Annotated in this window: 17 protein-coding genes; all 17 read left to right on the top strand. The window is 63.2% G+C overall.

Features of this window, described 5'->3' with window-relative positions; all coding sequences use genetic code 11:
- The first annotated feature begins 45 nt into the window (after window positions 1–45).
- Entirely contained in the window at window positions 46–636 is a 591-nt protein-coding gene (locus tag V1283_RS04390; RefSeq protein WP_334385222.1) for a D-sedoheptulose-7-phosphate isomerase, read from the top strand.
- The gene (locus V1283_RS04385) at window positions 630–1,838 is read left to right on the top strand and encodes an HAD-IIIA family hydrolase (protein WP_334385221.1); all 1,209 of its coding nucleotides are present in this window, start codon (window positions 630–632) and stop codon (window positions 1,836–1,838) included. The genes V1283_RS04390 and V1283_RS04385 overlap by 7 nt, the downstream gene beginning before the upstream one ends.
- Before the next feature lie 155 nt (window positions 1,839–1,993).
- Complete coding sequence (locus tag V1283_RS04380; RefSeq protein ID WP_334385220.1) at window positions 1,994–3,013, top strand: NAD-dependent 4,6-dehydratase LegB; 1,020 nt, start codon at window positions 1,994–1,996, stop codon at window positions 3,011–3,013.
- On the top strand, window positions 3,006–4,220 hold the full coding sequence (locus V1283_RS04375) for a LegC family aminotransferase (RefSeq protein WP_334385219.1): 1,215 nt from the start codon (window positions 3,006–3,008) through the stop codon (window positions 4,218–4,220). Before V1283_RS04380 ends, V1283_RS04375 begins: the two co-directional genes overlap by 8 nt.
- Window positions 4,213–5,391 carry a UDP-N-acetylglucosamine 2-epimerase gene (neuC, locus tag V1283_RS04370; RefSeq protein WP_334385218.1) on the top strand — a complete coding sequence of 393 codons (1,179 nt, stop codon included), beginning with the start codon at window positions 4,213–4,215 and terminating at the stop codon, window positions 5,389–5,391. The genes V1283_RS04375 and neuC overlap by 8 nt, the downstream gene beginning before the upstream one ends.
- Window positions 5,388–6,461: an N-acetylneuraminate synthase gene (gene neuB, locus V1283_RS04365; protein ID WP_334385217.1), complete on the top strand. Its 1,074-nt coding sequence runs from the start codon at window positions 5,388–5,390 to the stop codon at window positions 6,459–6,461. Before neuC ends, neuB begins: the two co-directional genes overlap by 4 nt.
- A gap of 162 nt (window positions 6,462–6,623) precedes the next feature.
- Window positions 6,624–7,673, top strand: coding sequence for a nucleotidyltransferase family protein (locus V1283_RS04360; RefSeq protein WP_334385216.1), 1,050 nt, complete (start codon window positions 6,624–6,626; stop codon window positions 7,671–7,673).
- Window positions 7,670–8,578 carry a Gfo/Idh/MocA family protein gene (locus tag V1283_RS04355; RefSeq protein WP_334385215.1) on the top strand — a complete coding sequence of 303 codons (909 nt, stop codon included), beginning with the start codon at window positions 7,670–7,672 and terminating at the stop codon, window positions 8,576–8,578. Before V1283_RS04360 ends, V1283_RS04355 begins: the two co-directional genes overlap by 4 nt.
- Window positions 8,575–9,291, top strand: a complete 717-nt coding sequence (locus V1283_RS04350) for an acylneuraminate cytidylyltransferase family protein (RefSeq protein WP_334385214.1) — start codon at window positions 8,575–8,577, stop codon at window positions 9,289–9,291. Before V1283_RS04355 ends, V1283_RS04350 begins: the two co-directional genes overlap by 4 nt.
- Window positions 9,288–10,106 (top strand): SDR family oxidoreductase, encoded by an 819-nt coding sequence (locus V1283_RS04345; protein WP_334385213.1) that lies wholly within the window; start codon window positions 9,288–9,290, stop codon window positions 10,104–10,106. Before V1283_RS04350 ends, V1283_RS04345 begins: the two co-directional genes overlap by 4 nt.
- A gap of 10 nt (window positions 10,107–10,116) precedes the next feature.
- Window positions 10,117–11,640 (top strand): oligosaccharide flippase family protein, encoded by a 1,524-nt coding sequence (locus V1283_RS04340; protein ID WP_334385212.1) that lies wholly within the window; start codon window positions 10,117–10,119, stop codon window positions 11,638–11,640.
- A 25-nt stretch (window positions 11,641–11,665) separates the two neighbouring features.
- Window positions 11,666–12,550 carry a class I SAM-dependent methyltransferase gene (locus V1283_RS04335; RefSeq protein ID WP_334385210.1) on the top strand — a complete coding sequence of 295 codons (885 nt, stop codon included), beginning with the start codon at window positions 11,666–11,668 and terminating at the stop codon, window positions 12,548–12,550.
- Complete coding sequence (locus tag V1283_RS04330) at window positions 12,547–13,479, top strand: hypothetical protein (RefSeq protein WP_334385209.1); 933 nt, start codon at window positions 12,547–12,549, stop codon at window positions 13,477–13,479. Before V1283_RS04335 ends, V1283_RS04330 begins: the two co-directional genes overlap by 4 nt.
- Window positions 13,480–13,507: 28 nt before the next feature.
- The gene (locus V1283_RS04325; RefSeq protein ID WP_334385208.1) at window positions 13,508–14,905 is read left to right on the top strand and encodes a surface carbohydrate biosynthesis protein; all 1,398 of its coding nucleotides are present in this window, start codon (window positions 13,508–13,510) and stop codon (window positions 14,903–14,905) included.
- Entirely contained in the window at window positions 14,902–16,305 is a 1,404-nt protein-coding gene (locus V1283_RS04320) for a capsular polysaccharide export protein, LipB/KpsS family (protein ID WP_334385207.1), read from the top strand. Before V1283_RS04325 ends, V1283_RS04320 begins: the two co-directional genes overlap by 4 nt.
- Before the next feature lie 11 nt (window positions 16,306–16,316).
- Window positions 16,317–17,066, top strand: a complete 750-nt coding sequence (locus tag V1283_RS04315; RefSeq protein WP_334385206.1) for a glycosyltransferase family 2 protein — start codon at window positions 16,317–16,319, stop codon at window positions 17,064–17,066.
- A 182-nt stretch (window positions 17,067–17,248) separates the two neighbouring features.
- Window positions 17,249–18,214, top strand: coding sequence for a UDP-glucuronic acid decarboxylase family protein (locus tag V1283_RS04310; RefSeq protein ID WP_334385205.1), 966 nt, complete (start codon window positions 17,249–17,251; stop codon window positions 18,212–18,214).
- Window positions 18,215–18,266: the final 52 nt, after the last annotated feature.

Below are 18,266 nucleotides of genomic sequence, written 5' to 3'. Positions count from 1 at the left end.
ATCAGGCACCGGTGCGAGCCGCTCCCCGCATCAGGGAACCACCGGATGACGGCGCCAGCTGGAGCTACCTCACTTCCCGCGCGTATCCGTGCCGAGATCGACGAGATCGCCGCCGGTTTCGCCAGGCTCTCTGCCCATTCCGCAGCCATCGAGCAGGCCGCCGGCGCGATGATCGCCTCGCTGGCCGCGGGCAACAAAATCCTGTTCTGTGGCAACGGCGGTTCAGCCGCTGACAGCCAACACCTCGCCGCCGAACTGATGGGGCGATACCTCAGGGACCGCGCGCCGCTGGCCGCGCTGGCGCTGACGGTCGACACCTCCGCGCTGACCGCCATCGGCAACGACTATGGATATGACGAAGTGTTCGCCCGGCAATTGCGCGGCGTCGGACGGCGCGGCGACGTGCTGGTGGGCCTTTCGACCAGCGGCAACAGCGCCAATGTCATCGTCGCCATCGAGGCTGCACGCGCGATGGGCATCGTCACCATCGGAATGACCGGCACCAATGGCGGGCGCATGGACGATCTGTGCGATATCCTGATCAAGGTGCCGGCAACGCGTACCAACCGCATTCAGGAAATGCATATCGCCGTCGGCCACATGCTGTGCGGCTTCGTCGAGGATGCGCTGTGCTGAGGCAGGCTGTCATTCTGGTCGGCGGCCTCGGCACCCGGCTTGGCGAGCAGACGAAGACGACACCGAAACCGATGCTGCCGGTCGGCGGCCGGCCGTTCCTCGACACGCTGATCGATGAAATCGCACGCTACGATGCGTTCGATGAAATCCTGCTGCTGGCGGGCCACAAGGCGGAAAGCATTTTAGCGCGCTACGACGGCACGGTGTGGGGACGCGCCCGCCTCGCCGTATCGCTGGAGCAGGCGCCGCTCGGAACGGCCGGCGCGCTGGTTCACGCCGCCGGACGGCTGCAGGAGCGCTTTCTGCTACTCAACGGCGACTCGTTCTTCGACTTCAACATCCTCGATCTGGCCACGCGCGCCAAATCGAGCCTCGTTCACATGGCCCTGCGCGCCGATGTCGTGGGTGACCGGTTTGGCCGGGTCGTGCTCGACGGCGATCGGGTTCGTTCGTTCATTGCGCCGGGTCAGGGGGCGACCGGTCCGGTCAACGCCGGCGTCTACGTCGTCGATCGCGGTATCCTTGCCCGCGTCGGCGGCCTTCCCGCCTCCCTCGAGCAGGATGTATTTCCCGCGCTGGCCGCCAATGGCGCCATGACCGGAACATCCTATCGCGGCTACTTCATCGACATCGGCATACCCGAGGATTTCGCGCGCGCCGACGTCGAACTGATCGAGCAACTGCGGCGTCCGGCGGTCTTCTTCGATCGCGACGGCGTCCTCAATCATGATTCGGGCTACACCTTCGAGGCCGGCAAGCTGCAATGGATCGAAGGCGCCCAGGAAGCCGTGAAGGCGGTCAACGATGCCGGCTATTTCGCCTTCGTCGTCACCAATCAGTCCGGCGTCGCGAGGGGTTTCTACGAGGAAAGCCATGTGCATGCGCTGCACCGCTGGATGGCGGACGAAATGGCCGCCATAGGCGCCCATATCGATGCCTTCGAATATTGCCCCGATCACCCCGACGGAACCGTCGAGCGCTATCGCCGCGTGAACGACCGGCGCAAGCCGGGAGCTGGAATGATCACGGATCTGCTCGCCCGCTTTCCCGTCAACGCGGACAAGAGCCTCCTGGTCGGCGACAAACCGAGCGACCTTGAAGCGGCCCGTGCGGCCGGCCTGCAGGGGCACCTGTTTTCGGGCGGCAACCTCGAGGCCTTCGTAAGAATGCATCTGCCGCACCGGCCCGCTTCCGCGCCATAGCCAGCCGCCGGAGCCTCCCCAAAACGCCAATCCGATTGCTCCGAATGCCCCGTTTTCCAGTGTTAATTGTAGCGTTCGTTTGCGGTGAGCGGCTATTGTGCTATAGCGCCATCGTATTGCGAAGACTGGAATAATCGCCTTTCTTGGGGTCCGGCATGGAAGATCTGAAGGACGCCCGCGTACTCGTCACGGGTAGCGATGGATTCATCGGCTCGCACGTCGTCGAGGAACTGGTTCGCGCGGGCGCGAACGTCAAGGCGGTTGTCCTCTACAATTCCTTCAACTCCTGGGGCTGGCTCGATACCGTTTCCGCCGACGTCATGAAATCGGTGGAAGTGATCGCCGGCGACGTCAGGGATCCGCACTTCATGATCTCCGCCGCCGCGGGATGCACCGACGTCATGCACCTGGCGGCGCTGATCGCGATTCCGTTTTCCTATCTCGCGCCCGACTCCTATGTCGAAACCAATGTCCGCGGCACGGTGAACGTGCTGCAGGCCGCCCGTCATGCCGGCGTGCGCCGCTTCGTCCAGACGTCGACCAGCGAAGTCTATGGCAGCGCGCAATTCGTGCCGATCAAGGAAAGCCATCCGCTGGTCGGACAATCCCCCTACTCGGCATCGAAGATCGCATCCGACCAGATGGCGTTGTCGTTTCATGCCTCGTTCGAGATGCCGGTGGTCGTCGTCAGGCCGTTCAACACCTATGGACCGCGACAATCGGCGCGCGCGGTGATCCCGACCATCATCAGCCAGATCGCTTCGGGCAAGCGCAAGATCCGCCTCGGCGCGGTCAGCCCAACGCGCGACTTTTCGTTCGTGACGGATACTGCGCGTGGTCTCATTGCGGGCCTGACGGCACCGGCGGAACAGACCGTCGGGCAGACGATCAATCTGGGCAGCGGCTTCGAGATATCCGTCGGCGCGACCGCAACCATGATCGCGGAAGTGATGCAGGCCGACCTCGAAATCGAAACCGACGAGGCGCGGTTTCGACCCGCCCACAGCGAGGTGGAGCGGCTTTGGGCCGACAACTCCAAGGCCCGCCAGCAACTCGGATGGTCACCTGAATTCGGCGGACTCGACGGCATGCGCCGCGGGCTTGAAAAGACGGCGCAATGGTTCATGGACCCGGCCAACCTCGCGCGCTACAAGGCTGATGTCTACAATGTATGAGGCGGATGTGGGCATTGCGGTAACGAAATCCGATCGCTTCGATGTGCAGAGGATCGTTGCTGCCGTTCAGCGCGCCGTGGGAACACCCAATGGCACGCTGGCGCTGCACGAGCCGGTCTTCGCCGGCAACGAAATCGCCTATCTTGAGGAATGCATCAAGAGCACCTTCGTGTCCTCGGTCGGCAAGTTCGTCGACCGCTTCGAGAACATGCTGGAAGAAGTCACCGGTGCCCGGCGCGCCGTCGCCGTCGTCAACGGCACCGCGGCCCTGCATACCTGCTTCACGCTGGCCGGCGTCGAAGCCGGCGACGAGGTGATGTCACCGGCACTGACGTTCATCGCCACCACGAATGCGATCGCCTATTGCGGGGCGAGCCCGCATTTCATCGACTCTTCGTTCCGGACGCTCGGGATGGATGCCCAGGCGCTTGGCGTCCGCCTCGGCGCGATCGCACAACGCGGCGCAGGCGGAACGGTCAACCGCGAGACCGGCCGCAAAATCGCGGCGATCGCGCCGATGCACACCTTCGGTCATCCCGTTGACATGGATGAGATCGTCGCCATCGCGCGTCATTGGGACATTCCCGTGGTCGAGGACGCCGCTGAATCGCTCGGCTCCACCTACAAGGGTCACGCGGTCGGCTCGCAAGCCCGTCTCGCGGCGCTGAGCTTCAACGGCAACAAGATCGTGACCACGGGGGGCGGCGGCGCGATCCTCACCAATGACGAGGAACTCGGCCGCCGCGCCAAGCACATCACGACCACCGCCAAGCTGCCGCACAAATGGGCCTTCGTGCACGACGAAGTCGGCTTCAACTACCGTCTGCCCAACCTCAATGCGGCCTTGGGATGCGCCCAGCTCGAACAGCTCGACGGCTTCCTCGCCAGCAAGCGCCGGCTGGCCGCGGCCTATCAGCGCGCTTTCGCAGGCGTTCCCGGCGTCCAGTTCTCGCGCGAGCCGGAGGGCACGACCAGCAACTACTGGCTCAATGCCGTCCTGCTGGACGAAGCTCATGCAGACCTGCGTGACGAGGTACTGACCGCACTCAACGCTTCCGGTTTCGGCGCCCGTCCGACCTGGACGCTGATGCACCGGCTTCCCATGTTCGCCGCTTGCCCGCGTGGCGATCTCCGCGTCGCCGAATCGATCGAGCGGCGGCTGATCAATCTTCCTAGCAGCGCCAGCATTCAGGCCCGCAATGACTGACGCGCCCCGCAAAATCTGCTTCGTCACCGGCAGCCGCGCCGATTTCGGCCTGCTGATCTGGCCGATGCGCGCGATACAACAAACCGCCGGGCTGAAGCTGCAGCTCGTCGCCACCGGCATGCATCTCTCACCCGAGTTCGGCTACACCATCGACAATATCCGGGCTGAAGGTTTTGCCGTCGACGACACCGTCGAGACGTTGCTCAGCAGCGACTCCGGCGCCGGTGTCGCCAAATCCGTCGGGCTCGGCGTCATCGGGTTCGCCGATGCGTTCGCCCGGCTGGCGCCCGACCTCGTCGTGGTGCTTGGCGACCGCTACGAGACCTTCGCGGCGGCGCAGGCCGCGATGTACATGCGGTTGCCGATGGCGCATCTGTTCGGCGGCGACGTCACCGAGGGCGCGATCGACGAATCGATGCGGCATGCCATCAGCAAGATGTCGCATCTGCATTTCACGAGCAATGCCGGTTCGACGCGGCGGCTCACCCAGCTCGGGGAGGACCCCTCGCGCATCTTCACGGTCGGATCGCCCGGCATCGATTCGATTCTGCGCCTGAAGCTGATGGATCGCGAGACCATCGGGCGCGAAGTCGGAATGCCGCTCGGCGAACGCAATGTTCTCGTCACCTTCCATCCGGTCACGGTGGAAGCGGACCGTTCCGTTGGCTCGCTCGATGAGTTGTTCGCAGCGCTTTCCGCGCTCGATCCCGCATTCCGCCTGTTCTTTACGCTGGGCAATGCCGACGCCGAAGGCCGCGCCCTGAACGAGCGGATCAAGGCGTTCGTCACGGGCCGGCTGAACGCCATCGCGGCCGCCTCGCTCGGGCAGCTCCGCTACATCAGCCTGATGAACCAGGTCGACGTCGTCGTCGGCAATTCCTCGAGCGGAATCTACGAGGCGCCGTCGCTCAACGCCCCCAGCGTCGACATTGGAGACCGGCAGAAAGGCCGCGAGCGCGCCGCTTCGGTGTTCCATGCGGCTGCGGAACGTCACGCGATCACGGCCGCGATTTCGGCGGCGGTCGGCCGCGGCCGGCAACTGACGGTCAGCCCGTATGGCGATGGCGAGGCCAGCCGGCGTATTGCCGACACCATTGCCAGCGTCCCGGATTTTCATACGCTGCTGCAAAAGCGCTTCCACGACGTCCACAATGCCGGAGCTGCCGGATGACGCGGCCACGCACGCTCATCATCGCTGAAGCCGGCGTCAACCATTCCGGCAGTCTCGATACGGCGCTGGCCCTGGTCGATGCCGCCGCGGATGCCGGCGCCGACATCGTGAAATTCCAGACCTTCAACGCCAAATCGACGGCCGGGCGCGCAGCTCGAAAGGCTGATTATCAGCACCGCACCACGGACGCAGCGGAAAGCCAGCTTGCCATGCTGCAGCGCCTGGAGTTGCCGCAATCGGCGCATCATCCGCTGATCGCGCGCGCGAAGCTGCGCGGAATAGAATTCCTGTCGACGCCGTTCGATCCACTGTCGCTGGCGTTCCTGTTGTCGCTCGACCTGCCGCGCATCAAGATCGGCTCCGGCGACCTGACCAACGCACCGTTGCTGCATACGCTCGCCAAAGCCGGCGCGACGCTGATCCTGTCGACCGGCATGGCAACGCTCGGCGAGGTCGAGGAAGCGCTGGGCGTGCTGGCGCATGGCTATGGCGGCAGCAAAGATGCGCCCGGAATTGCCGCGTTTCGCGCGGCATGGCGCGATCCGGCGGCCCGGCGGCATCTCGCAGAGAAGGTCAGCCTGCTTCACTGCACCACTGACTATCCCTGCCCGCCCGAGGACGTAAACCTCGCGGCCATGCAGGCGATGCGCACCGCGTTCGCCCTGCCCGTCGGCTACTCCGACCACACCGACGGTTTTGAAATATCGCTGGCCGCGGTCGCGCTCGGCGCCACCATCATCGAGAAACATCTCACGCTCGATCGCAACGCCGAGGGACCCGACCATGCGGCATCGATCGAGCCCGATGATTTCGCCCGCATGGTGTCGGCCATCCGCAACATCGAAGCCGCGATCGGCGACGGCATCAAGACACCGAAGAATTCGGAGATCAGGAACATGCCGATCGCGCGCAAGAGCCTGGTGGCGGCGCGGCCGCTTCAGGCCGGCGATGTGCTGGGACCGGACGACATCGCGAGCAAGCGTCCCGGCTCCGGCCGCCCGCCGATCGAATACTGGTCCCTGATCGGAACAACGGTGACGCGGCCCTACGATCCGGAAGATCAGATTTAGGGTTGAGTGACAATTTGCAATTTGGCCATCCGCACCGCCAAAACCGGTATTAACAGCGTTAGCCGGCCACCGCTCCCATTGGGGATTGACGCCGCCAATAACAGCCGCGATATACCGGAATTGACCATCGAGCGCCCTAATGACCGGCGAGTGCGAGGTGACATGAAATCCTGGCGCAAAGCTATCGTCACAACGCAGGCAAGCGTGGGCGAGGCCATTGCTGCGATCGAGAGCGGCGGCATTCAGGTCGCGCTGGTGTTGGATGAAGCAAACCGCCTGGTCGGTATCGTCACGGACGGCGATATAAGGCGAGGACTGCTGCGCGGCATTCAGCTCTCGAGCCTGGCCACCGAAGTCGTGAACCGCTCCGCGGTGTCGGTGCCGGCGACGCTGTCACGCGAGGAGCGGCTGCACCTGATGCGGCAGAAATCCATCAAGCAGCTTCCGCTGCTCGATGGCAACGGCCAGTTGATCGGCGTCGAGACGTTCGACGAGTTGATCGAGGCGCCGCATTATCCGAATCCCGTTCTCATCATGGCAGGCGGACTTGGCGAACGGCTCGGTGCGCTGACGCGCGAGCGCCCCAAGCCGATGCTCAATGTCGGCGGCCGGCCGCTGCTGGAGACCATCATCCGCAACGTCGTGCAGCAGGGCTTTCGCAACATCTTCATCTCGGTGAACTACATGGCCGAAATGATCGTAGAGCATTTCGGCGACGGTTCTGCGCTTGGTGCCGCGATCCAGTATGTCCATGAAACCGAACGGCTGGGCACTGCCGGCGCGCTGGGTTTGTTGCCACGGCCCTCCGAGCTGCCCATGGTCGTCACCAACGGCGATATCCTGACCACCATCAATTACGGCGCCCTGCTCGACTTCCACAACGGCACCGCGGCGGAAGCCACGATGGCCGTCCGCGAGCACAAGGTGCACGTGCCCTACGGTGTCGTCACCGCCAACGACGGCTACCTCGAGACCATCCGGGAAAAGCCGACCGAATCCTGGTATGTCAGCGCCGGCATCTATGTCGTCGGCCCCGCCGTATTCAATCACGTCGAGCGCGGCGTGCACATCGACATGCCGACGGTGCTTGAGCGCGTCGTCGGCAACAAGGGTCGCGTGGCAGTCTTTCCGATCCGGGAGTATTGGCTCGATATCGGCCGGATGGAGGATTTTGAGCAGGCGCACGCTGAATTCAAAGAGGTCTTCCCGTGAGCTCAACCAATGCCGTTGTCATCGGTCTCGGTTCGATCGGGCAACGGCATGCACGCGTGCTGAGCGAACTCGGTTGCAGCGTAACGACGGTCAGCCGCCGGGGCGACGGCGACTACACGTCCGTCGCCGACGCGATTGCGGCTGTCCGTCCGGGATATGTCGTCGTCGCCACCGAAACGTCGCAGCACGCCGAATCCCTTCGGCAACTCGCAGAGGCTGATTTTCGCGGATCGGTTCTGGTGGAGAAGCCGCTCTTCGCACATGCCGCGCCTGCCCCGGATTATCCCTTTGCCAGCCTCGTGGTCGGCTACAATCTGCGCTTCCACCCGGTCATGACCGCCTTCGCCGAGCGGCTCGGCGGCAGAGAGGCAATCACCGTCTCGGCCTATGTCGGGCAGGATCTCCGCGACTGGCGACCGGGCCGTGACCACCGCGAGACCGCGTCGGCGACGCGGCAAGCGGGAGGCGGTGTATTGCGGGATCTCAGCCACGAACTCGATTATCTGCTATGGCTGTTCGGTCCGTGGCAGCGCGTCGCGGCGCTGGGCGGCTCATCCGGTGCGCGCGAGGTCGATGTGGACGACCACCTCAACCTCCTGCTCGAAATGAAGCGGTCGCAGACGGTTCAGGTGCACATGGACTATCTGGATCAGCCCGGCATCCGGAAGATCCGGGTAAATCTGGCAGCGGAAACCATCGAGGCCGACGTGCTCCGCGGACGTCTCACGGTCAACGGCAAGGCCCATGAATACCCGAGCGAGCGGGACCAGAGCTACAAGAACATGCACCTTGCCGCAATCGACGGCCGCGGCCCGATCTGCACGTTCGCCGAAGGGCTTGCCGTCATGGATCTGATCGACGCCAGCGAACGCGCCTTGCAGTCGCGCATGTGGGTATCGGCATGAAATCGATCTGCACGATATGCGCGCGCGGCGGCTCTAAGGGTGTCGTCGGCAAGAATGCCCGCGAACTCCTGGGAAAGCCCCTGCTCGCCTGGACCATCGAGCAGGCGAAGCAGACCGGGTTGTTCGAGGTGATCGCCTTCAGCAGCGACTCCGATTCGCTGCTGCAAGCCGCCTTGAAGGCGGGTGCGGATATCGCCGTCAAGCGTCCGGATGTGATGGCAACAGATACCGCCCCCAAACTTCCCGCGATACGCCATTGCCTCGAACAGGTGATCGTTCACACCGGAAGAACCCCCGAAATCCTGGTCGATCTCGACGTCACTTCACCGCTGCGGTTGCCATCCGACATTACAGGCGCCGTCGAACTTCTGCAGAAATCCGGCGCGCGCAATGTCATTACGGGAGCGCCTGCGCGCAGATCGCCCTATTTCAATCTGGTCGAGGCTCGCTCGGACGGCACTGTTGGCCTGTCCAAAGTGGCGGAGCCGCCGATCGTGCGCCGGCAGGACGCCCCGCGCTGTTTCGACATGAACGCCTCGATCTATGCATGGCGCGTCGCCGCGTTTCTCGAAAATCCGTCAGTGTTTTACCAGGACACGCAGCTGTTCGAGATGCCGGAAGAACGATCCGTCGACATCGATTCCGATCTCGATTTCACGCTGGTGGAACTGCTGCTCCGCAAACGGCTGGCGTTCACGGAGACCACATCATGACCGCGTTCAAGGATCTGTTCGACCTCAAGGGACGCACCGCCGTCGTGACCGGCGGCTGCGGAATCCTCGGACGCCGTTTCGCAGAAGGCCTGGCTGAATTCGGCGCCAAGGTCGCCATCATCGATCTGGACACGCAAGCGGTCCAGATCGCTGCGTCCGAGCTGTCTGCGCGCTACGCCGCCGACGCAAAAGGCTATGCCTGCGACATCACGCAACCCGACGCTATCCGCCGTGCGGCCAACGCTATCGAGGCCGATCTCGGCGCGGTTTCGATCCTGCTCAACAATGCCGCCAGCAAGACCAGCGACGTCGATGCGTTCTTCGCGCCCGTCGCGACGTTTGCGCAGGAAACCTGGCGGGAAATCATGTCCGTCAATCTCGACGGCATGTTCAACGTGGCCCAGGTTTTTGGAACCCGGATGGCCGAGCGCGGCTACGGCAGTATCGTTCAAACGGCGTCGATCTATGGCTTGATGGCGCCGGACCAGCGCATCTACGAAGGTTCCGAATATCTCGGACGCGGCATCAATACGCCAGCGGTCTATACCGCTTCCAAAGCCGGCGTTATCGGGCTGACAAAGCACCTTGCCACCTATTGGGGTGCGCAGGGCGTGCGCGTCAACACGCTCACCCCGGGCGGCGTCGAGAGCGGGCAGAACGATACGTTCAAGCAGCGCTATGGCGCACGCGTTCCGCTCGGGCGGATGGCGCGTGCCGACGAGATGGTCGGCGCCATGCTGTTCCTGGTGTCCGATGCGGCATCCTATGTCACGGGTCAGAATATCGCGGTGGACGGCGGGTTGAGCGCATGGTGACGCGATTTCGATGATCAAGCGACTGATCCAGAACACCATCATCTCGACCGTCGCGTTTGGCGCCGCCGCAATCCTTGGTCTGATCGTTATCCCGGTGATCATCCGCACCTGGGGCGTGACCGAATTCGGCCTGATCGTCATCACGCGGCTGCTATTGCCGACCGGGATGATGGCGGTTCTCGACCTTGGGCTGTCCGAGGTTGCCACCCAGGTCGTGGCCCGCGCCAGGGAACACCGTGACTGGGACCTGGTCGGCCGCCAGCTCTCGTTTCTGACCGCTCTCTCGATCCCGCTGGCGCTGACCCTGTGCGCGGCGATCTGGCTGGGCGCCCCCCATCTCATGGTCCTGATGAAGGTCGATTCCGCTTATGCCGGGCGATTCATCGAGATTTTGCACTATACGGCACTGGCAAATCTCGTGCTGGTGCCGGCGCTGGTATGGGAAGGTATCGTCAAGGGATTCGAGCGCTACAATGTCCTGCGAATTTCAGAGTTCGCATCGACGTTGGCCTACGTTGCCATCACGGTCTGGGCGTCCGCGGCTTCGGCTTCTTTCGAAATTGTCGCCTACATTTATCTTGCCACCCTCATTGCGCGGGCGCTCGCGGTGCTGGTGGCGACCATCTTCGCGCTGGCAAAGAAAAACGCGAGATTTGCGCTCTGGACTTCTCGGGAATATCGCGAGTTGCTGCACCGATGCCTGCTGTTCCTCCAGGGCAAGCTGATCGGCGGCATCAGCGGGCCGATTCAGCCATTCGTTGCCGGGCTACTGTTCGGACCGACGGCCGTCGGCACCTATGATGCACTGGTCCGGCTCGCGCGCGTATCCAAGATCCTGGTTGGTCTTCTCACCTCGGCCCTGCTGCCGGTCGCGAGCCGCCTCGATGAACGCGGCAGTTCGACGACGTTCCAGCGCCTCGGCGAACTCGGCCTCATCATGCTGCCGATGTTCACGCTGCCGCCGCTGGCGGCGGCCGCTGTTCTGTCGTCCGAGATCCTGCAGATGTGGATCGGCCCTCTGCTCGCACCCTACGCGCTCTGGATGGGCCTGAGTTTCGTGATTCCCATCTGCGCGCAATATCTCGCAATCGGCAGTGTCATTTTCCTGACCCGCCCGGGAGTCCAGGCCCGGCTGAACTGGCTGATGGGCCTGCAATTGCTGATCTGGGCCGGGGTCGCCGCCGCGACGCTCGGATTCTTTGCCGAGCGGTCACTGATTCTCGGCCAGGCCGTGGGAAGCCTCGCGGTGCTGCCCTGGCAAATCACCACGCTGCGCCGGGCACTGAATCTCAAGCTCCGAAGCTTCCTCAGAGCGCTCGGAACCCAGGCCATCATCCTGATAATTGGAAGCATTCTGTTGTGGTTTCTTGCCGGTTACATTCGGGTTGACAGCCCGATAAAATTGGCTTTGGTAGCGGGAACGTTCTGCCTTGCCAGTTGGGTTGCACAGTATTTTCTCGTCCTGGATGCAAGGCACCGCGCCGTTTTTCCAGCAATCGGCCACCTGATGGGCCTGGCGCCAAAAAGCAACTGACCGAACATTGACTGGACCTGCAGGAATGAAGACGACTGGCGCGAACGACATCGTGGGATCGCTGTCTCCGGCGTCACTGCCGGACCGGGCGATCACCTATGCCGTCGATCTCGCACGCAGCGTCTCGCGCCTGATCCTGCGGCGCATCGAGCGCACCCGAGACAAGGTGAACTCCGAATATAATCTCCTGCACTGGCAAAATGTCCTCTCCTCGAAGGCGTGGATCAAGGCCGCAGACCTCGGCGCCTTTCTGGCTCCGCCGAACTCGAACGAAAGCCTGAGAAAAGTCGACAACCAGATCCTGCGCATCAGCGGCGGGAAGTACTATCGATACCGCATCGGCGCACTCGGCGAACTGATCGCGCGCCATTGCGGCGACACCAGGCGGATCGTGGAACTCGGAACCGGCTACGGCTATAATCTGTTTGCGCTTCACCTGACCCACCCGGACTGGACCTTCAAGGGTTTCGACATCTCGCCGAACGGCATCGCGGCCGGACGCGAGATCGCCGATCATTTCGCCTTGTCCGACAAGATCTCGTTCGGCCGTATCGATTTGACCGACGCGGCCGATCCCAGTCTTGCCGAGATCGAGGGCGAGACCGCCTTCACCTATTTCTGTATCGAGCAGATTCCGTACGACGTGCGGAAGGTGGTCGAAAACATCATCGCCGCCAAACCAAAGCGCGTCATCAACATCGAGCCGACGACTGAACTGCTCGACCTCACTCGTCCCCGCGACCTGGTCAGCCTGGTCTATATCCGTTCGGTCGACTACCAGACGCAACTCTTTACGACACTCGACGAACTGGAACGTCAGGGTCGAATTCGCATCATCGCGCGCGAGCGGATGCCCTTTGCTCCGAATATCAACAATGACGGGTTTCTGTATTGCTGGGAGCCGATATGACAATGAGCAATGCCGCCTCCACCGCGCCGGTTGCCAAGAAACAGAAGATCAACCAGTTCCGCCGCCTGCTCTGGCACATCAACCGGACCGATCTGGGTTGGGTAACGAAAACCGCCCTTACCGGTCTTCAACTGGGCGCGCGCGCCAAGCGGATCGAGCTGCTCAATACGCTTCCCGTCAGGCCGGAATGGAGCGAGGCCAGCCGCCAGCTCAGCGAACAAGGCCATGTCGACGTAACGTCGATCGTCGAACGCAGCCTCGCGGAGGCCGTCGCAGCCGTCGCGCAAAGCAAGGTCGACCGGCTGGACGAACTCGCCGGAAAGCAGATGCTCGGCCACAAATCGTTCTGGGTGAGCCTGCTCGACGAGGACCTGGTCGACGGCGCCTTCGCCACCGATCATCCGTTCGTGCGCTACGCGCTGCAGCCGGCGGCGCTTCGTATCATCGGCGATTTCATGCACGAGCTGCCGCAATTGTCTGATGTCCTGCTGACGCTGTCGCGGCCGACGGAGAACAAGCCGTTGAGCTATTCCCAGCTCTGGCATCTCGACCATGACGACAAGCGGGTCTGCAAGCTGTTCATCTATCTCACCGACGTTCGCGACACCGCCGACGGACCGCTGACCTTCATTCCGGCGCCGGCCTCGAAGCCGTTCCGCAACACGCTCAAAAGCCACCAGAGCGACGACACGGTCTTCTCCAGGGTGGATCGGTCCGCGGTCAAGGAAATGGTCGCGCCGCGCCTGTCCTCGTTTATCGTCAACACCGCGCGGTGCCTGCACATGGGCAGTCGCATCCTCTCCGATCGGACTCGCCTGCTTTACACGGCCACCTACATTCAGCCTCCGCGGATCTTTCCGGAACCGCCCGCCCGTTTCCGCGCAGTCTGTCCCTTGAACGAAATCGAGCGCACGGCAATGCGCCTCTGATCCGGATTCGCTGGGGGAGCTGAAGATTGTGCGTATCGGATGGGTGGTCGATCACCCCAAGCGTGACTTGGCGGGAAGCGTCCTGGCTGCGTATCAGCTCGCCTCGCGCGGGGCATCCGTTGCCCTCATACCGATGTACGAGCAGGGCGTCGACGTGCCGCGCCTCGGACTGAATGCGCTGGTCGCCAATTATGCCCGCGCCGCCAATCTCGATCTGATGCGCGCCTTCGCCAAGGCTGGCCTCGCCCTGTACGTTCTCGATACCGAAGGCGGTGTGCTCGCCGACAAAGGCGGTAACTCTCCCCCGGCATTGGCCGCGCATATCCGCGATATGGGGTATAGCAACATCCTGTCGGGTTACTTCTTGTGGGGCAGCCGGCTGCACGAAGCGTTCAAAGCTGGCGGCACACTGAAGCCAGAGCAGCTTCACCTCACTGGATGCCCCCGTTTCGATTTCGCGGCGCCGCGCTGGCGCTCGCTACTCGACGGCGAACGGCACGGCTACCTGCTCGTCAATGCCAACTTTCCGCTGGTCAATTCCCGCTTCACGAGCAGGCCTGATGACGAGCGTGAGGCCATGATCCGCTTCGGATTTACAGCGGCCTATATCGACTGCCTGCTGGCTGACTTGAAGCAGGTCTTCGCGAACTACCTCGTCGAGATCGGCCGCCTGGCCGCGGCCAGGCCGGATCGGCAAATCCTGGTCCGCCCGCATCCCTTCGAGCGCGAGGAGGTCTATCGGGCGGCATTGGGCCAGCATGCCAACGTCGTCGTCGACGGCGCCGGCAGCGTCCTCGACATGATTCAAAACGCGGCGGCCGTCATCCATCTCAACTGCGGCACGGCGATTGAGGCGGTGCTGCTCGGAAAGTTGCCGATCCAGCTCGAATATCTCAATACGCCGGCCACGGCCGGACATGCCTTGCTGCCGGCGCGGGCCAGCCGGCGCACCATGTCGTTTGAGGAATTGCTGGCCGTGGTCGACGACATCGACGCGGAAACGCGCAAGTTCGATTTTGCCGGCGTTCACGCCGCCGAGATCCACCCCTTCTTCCATCACAATGACGGACGGGCCGCCGAACGCGTGGCCGATGCCCTGGTCGGCGTCAACGACCGCCGCGCGCCGTTCGTCTCGCTGTCGAGCGTGCTCCGGGGCACGCGGCCGAATCCGAGCCTCGGGCAGATCGCCAAGGGCGCCGCCAGCCTGCTGTTTGGGTCGGCGGTGACGGAACGGTTGCGCACCCGGTTCAATCCGGCCCGGCGCGAAAAGCGAATCGAGCCTTCCGACGTCAGGCGCCTGCTTGAGCGGGTCGCCGCCCACGACAAAAGCGACCCGTCGCTCTTTAACGTGGAGCGCGCGCGATGCGCGAAGACCGGCTTGCCGCTTGCCAGTGTCACAATCCAGAAACGCTCCCACCGCGCATGACCGCTTCGTCCGAAACAATCCTGATCACGACGCTGGCCGAATATCAGACCCGGTTCTGGATTCCCGTGTCGCAGCGATTGCGCGGCGCAGGGCGAGAGATGCAACTGCTGGCGTTCGACGATCGCAGCGCAGAAATGGCGGAGGCGCAAGGTATTCCCGTCGTCAACATGTACCGGACCGGCCTTCAGGGCGGCGCGCCGGTCGATGACCCCCAGGCGCTCGCCGCGCGGGTCGCCGATTACGGCCTGGATGGAACGAACTTCCTGTTCAGCCACGAACGCGTCACGTTTGGCATTCGCGATACCGCCGCGCTGCGCCGGCGGTTCATGATCTACAGCAACGCGATGGAGGTCGTGCTCGATCGGCTGGCCGCCGCGGGGCGGCAGGCGGTTGCGGTTCAGGAGCTCGGCGGATTCCTCTCGGTCATCGCCTGCTTCTACGCCGCGAAGAAGCGCGGTGTCCGGAACTGGTTCATCGAACCGTCGTTCTTTCGCGGCAGGCTTTACTATACGCCGGACAGTCTGGCTGCCCCCGATACGATGCGGACGCCGGCGGACGCGGTCTCCACCGACGTGCGTTCTTATCTCGACGAAACCTTGCGGCAGCAATCCATTGTGATTCCGCAAAAGGACCGCCACCAATATTCGGCGGCGTTCAACAAGATCGCCAACGCGCGAAACGCGCGCCGCCTGGTCGAGAAGCTCTGGGACCAGTTCGCACTCGGCAAGCATCAGGAGTTTGGACATAACCTCCGCCATGCCCGTGCGCATGCCGCCATGGCCGTCGGCGCGACGCGGCTGCGGAAACTCTATCGTCCGATGCCGGACGGACCGTTCATCTATTATCCCCTGCACGTGCCAGCCGATATGGCGCTGACGCTTCGCTCGCCGGAATATCTCGATCAGGTCGCGACCATCGATTTCCTGCTGCGTACCATTCCCGATACGCACGTTCTCGTGGTGAAGGAGCATCCGGCCCAGATCGGCGCGATTCCGGCCGGCCGCCTGTTCGAACTCGCGCGCCGCTTCGACAATTTCATCCTGCTGCCGCCGCAGACCAACAATTACACCGTGCTTGGCCGCGCCGATGCGATTGTCTCGGTCAACAGCAAGTCAGGCGCCGAAGCGGTGCTGCTCGGCAAGCCCGTCGTGGTGATGGGCGATGCGTTCTATCGCTCCTGTCCGCTGGTGTTCGCCGTCGATCGCCTCGCGGACGTTCCGCAGCGGCTTCGCGACGCGCTGGCCGCGCCGCCCTTTGATCCTGCCGACACCGCGCCCTATTTCGAAACCGCCTGGCGGCAGTCGTTTCCCGGCGAACTCTATATCAGCGATTCCAAGCAGCTCGACACATTTGCGGCTTCGTTGCTGTCCGCAATCGCCGAACCGCGCCACGCGGATTGAAAGGCTTCTCCATGGCGCTCGTTTCGATCATCACCCCATCGTGGAACGTGGCGACGCTGATCGGTGAGACCATTGCCTCCGTTCAGGCCCAGACGATGACGGACTGGGAGCTATTGATCGCCGATGACTGCTCGACGGACCAGACAGCCGCGATCGTGGAAAGCCACGCAGCGCAGGATCCACGGGTCAAGCTGATCCGCCAGCCTCGCAACGGAGGCCCGGCGCTTGCCCGCCAGGCCGCGATCGATCAAGCGCAGGGCCGCTTCATCGCGTTTCTCGACAGCGACGATTTGTGGCTGCCCACCAAGCTCGAGCGGCAGATCGCCTTCGCGCAGGCGAGGCGTGCGGCGCTGAGCTGTACCGCGTTTCGCCGCATCAATGAGACGGGATCGGTCACCGGCCGCCTGATCGAGGTGCCGGCCTCGCTGAACTATGCGCAGTTGCTCAAGAACACCTCGATCGCCACCCTGACCGCGCTCGTCGACCGCGATGTCGCGGGCAACATCGCCATGAAGAACGAACCGTATGACGATTTCTGTCTCTGGCTGAGCATCCTCAAGCCGGGACACGTCGCCCACGGGCTCAACGAGGACCTCGCTCGCTACCGGGTGCGGGGCTCATCGGTCTCCAGCCGCCCGCTGCGGTCCGCCGGGTGGGTCTGGCACATCTACCGCAACGTGGAACAGCTTTCGCCGATCAAATCCGCCTGGTGCTTCGCGCATTGGAGCGCCCGCGCCTGGCTGAAGCGACGGGAATTCTGACAAACGGTCCCACGGCTTCGAATTCGAGGCTCTTCAGGGACTTACCCGGGGAGTACGGTATTATAACACCGCATCGCCAGACAATGCTATTGGCGAACTTTGCCGTTGCCGATACCACTCCGGCTGCCCGTCACAGCACGTGAAGCAAGCCGGCCGCTCGAAGCGGCAACCCGGGAACCATGATGTCGTTTGACCGAAATTACAAAGACAGCCGCATCCTCGTCACCGGCGGCGCAGGCTTCATCGGATCCCATCTCAGCGAACGGCTGCTCGCCGCGGGCGCGGAAGTGGTGTGCGCGGACAACTACTTCACCGGCAGCCGCAAGAACATTGCCCACCTGCTGACAAACCCGATGTTCGAGGCGATCCGGCACGACGTGACGTTCCCGCTCTACATCGAGGTCGACGCGATCTTCAACCTGGCCTGCCCGGCCTCCCCGATCCACTACCAGCGCGATCCGGTGCAGACCACCAAGACCAGCGTGCACGGCGCGATCAACATGCTCGGCCTCGCCAAGCGTCTGCGGGCGCCGATCTTTCAGGCCTCGACCAGCGAGGTCTATGGTGACCCCCTGATCCATCCGCAGACCGAGGATTACTGGGGCAACGTCAATCCGATCGGGATTCGCTCGTGTTACGACGAGGGCAAGCGCTGCGCTGAAACCCTGTTTTTCGATTATTGGCGGCAACATGCCCTGCCGATCAAGGTTGCGCGCATCTTCAATACCTATGGTCCGCGGATGCAGCCCAACGACGGCCGGGTTGTTTCATCCTTCATCGTCCAGGCGCTCAACGGCGACCCGATCACCGTATTCGGCGACGGCGGCCAAAGCCGGTCTTTCTGCTATGTCGACGACCTCGTCGAGGCCATTACCCGGCTGATGCTGACCGGCGAAGACTGTACCGGACCGATCAATCTCGGCAACAATTCGGAATTCACCATTCTGGAACTGGCCGAGAAAGTGATCAGCTATACCAATTCACGCTCGAAGCTCATTTTCAAACCGCTGCCGCAGGATGATCCACGGCAGCGCCAGCCCGATCTTTCCAAGGCTAAGGCGCTGCTGAATTGGGAGCCAAAGGTCGCGCTTGCCGATGGTCTAAAGGAGACCATCGCCTATTTCAGGCGCTCGCTCGAACTGTCGTAGGTCGGACAGAGCCAGTTTCGTTTTAGTCACCTCGCACGGCGGCGCGATGTCC

The sequence above is a fragment of the Bradyrhizobium sp. AZCC 2262 genome (assembly GCF_036924535.1).
Classification (GTDB): Bacteria; Pseudomonadota; Alphaproteobacteria; order Rhizobiales; family Xanthobacteraceae; genus Bradyrhizobium.
This window is presented reverse-complemented; position numbering and strand designations above follow the sequence as displayed.

Bases quoted from the DNA above. Each gene is read 5' to 3' on its own strand.
- V1283_RS04390 (WP_334385222.1), top strand. From the start codon at position 46: ATGACGGCGCCAGCTGGAGCTACCTCACTTCCCGCGCGTATCCGTGCC.
- V1283_RS04380 (WP_334385220.1), top strand. From the start codon at position 1,994: ATGGAAGATCTGAAGGACGCCCGCGTACTCGTCACGGGTAGCGATGGA.
- V1283_RS04375 (WP_334385219.1), top strand. From the start codon at position 3,006: ATGTATGAGGCGGATGTGGGCATTGCGGTAACGAAATCCGATCGCTTC.
- neuC (WP_334385218.1), top strand. From the start codon at position 4,213: ATGACTGACGCGCCCCGCAAAATCTGCTTCGTCACCGGCAGCCGCGCC.
- neuB (WP_334385217.1), top strand. From the start codon at position 5,388: ATGACGCGGCCACGCACGCTCATCATCGCTGAAGCCGGCGTCAACCAT.
- V1283_RS04360 (WP_334385216.1), top strand. From the start codon at position 6,624: ATGAAATCCTGGCGCAAAGCTATCGTCACAACGCAGGCAAGCGTGGGC.
- V1283_RS04350 (WP_334385214.1), top strand. From the start codon at position 8,575: ATGAAATCGATCTGCACGATATGCGCGCGCGGCGGCTCTAAGGGTGTC.
- V1283_RS04345 (WP_334385213.1), top strand. From the start codon at position 9,288: ATGACCGCGTTCAAGGATCTGTTCGACCTCAAGGGACGCACCGCCGTC.
- V1283_RS04340 (WP_334385212.1), top strand. From the start codon at position 10,117: ATGATCAAGCGACTGATCCAGAACACCATCATCTCGACCGTCGCGTTT.
- V1283_RS04335 (WP_334385210.1), top strand. From the start codon at position 11,666: ATGAAGACGACTGGCGCGAACGACATCGTGGGATCGCTGTCTCCGGCG.
- V1283_RS04330 (WP_334385209.1), top strand. From the start codon at position 12,547: ATGACAATGAGCAATGCCGCCTCCACCGCGCCGGTTGCCAAGAAACAG.
- V1283_RS04320 (WP_334385207.1), top strand. From the start codon at position 14,902: ATGACCGCTTCGTCCGAAACAATCCTGATCACGACGCTGGCCGAATAT.
- V1283_RS04315 (WP_334385206.1), top strand. From the start codon at position 16,317: ATGGCGCTCGTTTCGATCATCACCCCATCGTGGAACGTGGCGACGCTG.
- V1283_RS04310 (WP_334385205.1), top strand. From the start codon at position 17,249: ATGTCGTTTGACCGAAATTACAAAGACAGCCGCATCCTCGTCACCGGC.